This is a genomic window from Corallococcus llansteffanensis (assembly GCF_003612055.1).
GTDB lineage: Bacteria > Myxococcota > Myxococcia > Myxococcales > Myxococcaceae > Corallococcus > Corallococcus llansteffanensis.
Genome location: NZ_RAWB01000871.1, coordinates 1 through 2,694, shown reverse-complemented (window position 1 = coordinate 2,694; position 2,694 = coordinate 1). Strand labels below are relative to the sequence as shown.

Genomic DNA, 2,694 nt, shown 5'->3' with positions numbered 1-2,694 from the left:
CCCCGACCCCATGCTGCCACCGAACGACGTCGAGGATGTCCTCTCGTGCCTGCCCCAAGCGCTCGTGCGCGTGGGGCCCGACCTTCGCGTCCAGTGGTGCGAGGAGGGCTTCGAGGCCAAGACGGGCGTGGTGCTGGCCCCGGGCGGCACGCTCGTGGACGCGCTGGAGCACGGCCGCAGCCTGGAGGCCCTGGAGCGCGCCATCCGCGACGGGCGGACACACTCGGGACATGCCATCACGCGCGCGCTGCGGCAGGTGCGCGTGCAGGTGAAGCCCACCCGCGCGGGCGGGGCGTGGCTGGTGGTGGAGCCCTCTGGCGTGGACGACGAGGGCGCCTTTTCACAGGCCGTGCGGGAGATTGCCCGCGCGGTGGGTGAGTCGCTGGAGGTGGACCGCGTCTGCTCGGCCGCCGTGGTGTCGCTGGTGCGGTGTGCCCAGGTGCGACGTGCGGAGGTGTTCCTCTACGAGGAGGACGACGCGACGCTGCGGCGCATGGCGGTGTCGGACCTGGAGGGCCACGACCTGCCCGGGGACGCGTTCAACCCCTCCGAGGATCCGTACCGGCAGGCCCTGGCCCTGCGCCAGCCGCAGCTGGGCATCCAGCGCGGCTACGGTGATGCGGTGGGGTCGGTGTTCGCGGCGGTGCCGCTGTGCGCGCCGCGCCGCACGGTGGGGCTGCTGCTCATCTACAAGGAGCAGGGCGCTTCGTTCTCCGTGCGCGAGCTGGAGATGTGGAGCGCGGCGGCGAGCCAGTTGGCCGTGGCGGTGGAGAACGCGCGCCTGTTGCGCGAGGCCCAGGCGGCCCTGCGCGTGCGCGAGGAGTTCATGTCCATCGCGTCGCACGAATTGAAGACGCCGCTCACGCCCCTGAAGCTGGGCCTGTACTCCATGGAGCGCCGCATCGCCGCGGGGCAGCCGGTGGAGCTGGCGAGCGTGCTCAAGTCCAAGCGCCAGGTGGACCGGCTGGCGGGGCTGGTGGAGGACCTGCTGGACGCAAGCCGTCTGGAGTTGGGGCGGCTGGCGCTGGACTCGGCGCCGCTGGAGGTGGGGCAGCTGGTGGCGGAGGTGGTGGACCACTTCCGCCATGCCTTCGAGCGACCCTTCACGGTGGAGGTGCCTCCCGACGGCGTCTGGGTGCTGGGCGACAGGGATCGGCTGGAGCAGGTGCTGGTGAACCTGCTGGAGAACGCGCACAAATACAGCCCTGCGGGAGCGCCCATCGCGGTGCGGGTGCAGCGCACGGCGGACGCGGCGCGCATCCAGGTGCAGGACCACGGCATCGGGATTCCGGGCGCGGATCAGGGACAGGTGTTCCAGCGCTTCTACCGGGCGCGCAACGTGTCGCACCGCAACTTCGGCGGGCTGGGGCTGGGGCTGTTCATCAGCCACTCCATCGTGAAGATGCACGGCGGCGCGCTCGCGCTGCGCAGCCTGGAGGGCGAGGGGTCCACCTTCACGATGGACCTGCCACGCATGTCGGCGCACGAGGTGCGCAGGCTGCCCCGGCGCGTGCTGGTGCTGGACGAGGACCGCGGCGAGGAGGCGTCCGCGGCACGCACGCTCCGGGCGGAGGGCTTCGAGGTGTTCACCGTGCAGAACGGTGCCGAGGCGCTGCGCCAGGCGACGCACCTGCCCGTGGACCTCATCGTGCTGTCCACGAGCGCCACGCAGCCCCAGATGGGCTCCTTCCTGGAGACGTTCGCCACGCTGCCCCGCGCCCGGCCAGTGCCCATCCTGCTGGCAGGGGACTCGCGGCCGTGGTGGGCGCAGGAGAACACCGCGCTGTGCCCCCGGCCCTACCGCGCGGAGGAGCTGCTCGCGGGCGTGCACCACATGCTGGGGCGCGAGCGGCGGCGGACGGTGTCGCCGGTGGAGTCGGAGGTCGTGCTCGCTTCGCCCGCGTGAGGACGCCGCCCGCTCAGGACGTGCCGTCGAGGTGCCGGAAGTCCGTGGGGACGAGCCCCTCCCGCTCCAGCGCTTCGCGTGAATGGGGATGGAGGAAGGTGGCCAGCTCCACCTCGCGCTGCGCCGCATAGCGGCTGGTGACGACCTCGGGCAGATATCCGGGGTGGCACATCCACTCGGTGACGCCCTCGGGGGAAAGCGTGGCCAGGGCGTGCGCGAAGCGCTCCGGGGTCCAGTACGCCGCTTCGCCAGACTCGCCGACGAAGTGATCATTCGTGGCCACGCCCCGGGCCCGGAGCGCGGCCCGCATGTCCGCGTCGATGGAGCGCACCGGCAGCCCCGCGCGCCGTGCGACGCGCGCCAGTCCCTCCAGCACCCGGGGATGGCGGTGCAGGTGCTTGTGCACGTCGAGGTGCGTGGCGGGCTGGCCCAGCAGCAGCTCCAGCCGTCGCAGCTGCGCGAACGCCTCGGCCTCCACCGCGTCCGCCGGGAGCTCCGCCGCGCGCGCTCCGACGAGGCCTCCTTCCACGGACCGCCACTCGCGCGGGAAGTCGGGGCCGACGGGCGGACCCCGGTCCAGGTTCAGGTGCAACCCGATGGCGAGTCCCCGCGCCTGGCTCGCGGCCTCCTCGGACCAGGGGGTGTTCACCAGGAGCGTGGAGGAGGAGACGACGCCCTCGCGCAGGGCCTGGAGGATGCCCCGGGTGATGCCCGGGTCGTAGCCCAGGTCATCGGCGTTGAGGATGAGGGCGCGGGGACTCGCCATCGGGTTGCACCTGAACCTGGAC

At 72.7% G+C, this 2,694-nt stretch carries 2 protein-coding genes; one reads left to right on the top strand and one right to left on the bottom strand.

All coding sequences use genetic code 11. From position 1 onward, the window contains the following. The first annotated feature begins 10 nt into the window (after positions 1-10). Positions 11-1,906 (top strand): ATP-binding response regulator, encoded by a 1,896-nt coding sequence (locus D7V93_RS41480; RefSeq protein WP_120648487.1) that lies wholly within the window; start codon positions 11-13, stop codon positions 1,904-1,906. 13 nt (positions 1,907-1,919) lie between these two features. On the opposite strand, the gene D7V93_RS41475 is transcribed toward D7V93_RS41480, so the two are convergent. Beyond that, complete coding sequence (locus D7V93_RS41475) at positions 1,920-2,672, bottom strand: carbohydrate deacetylase (protein ID WP_120648486.1); 753 nt, start codon at positions 2,670-2,672, stop codon at positions 1,920-1,922. Between the last annotated feature and the right edge of the window lie 22 nt (positions 2,673-2,694).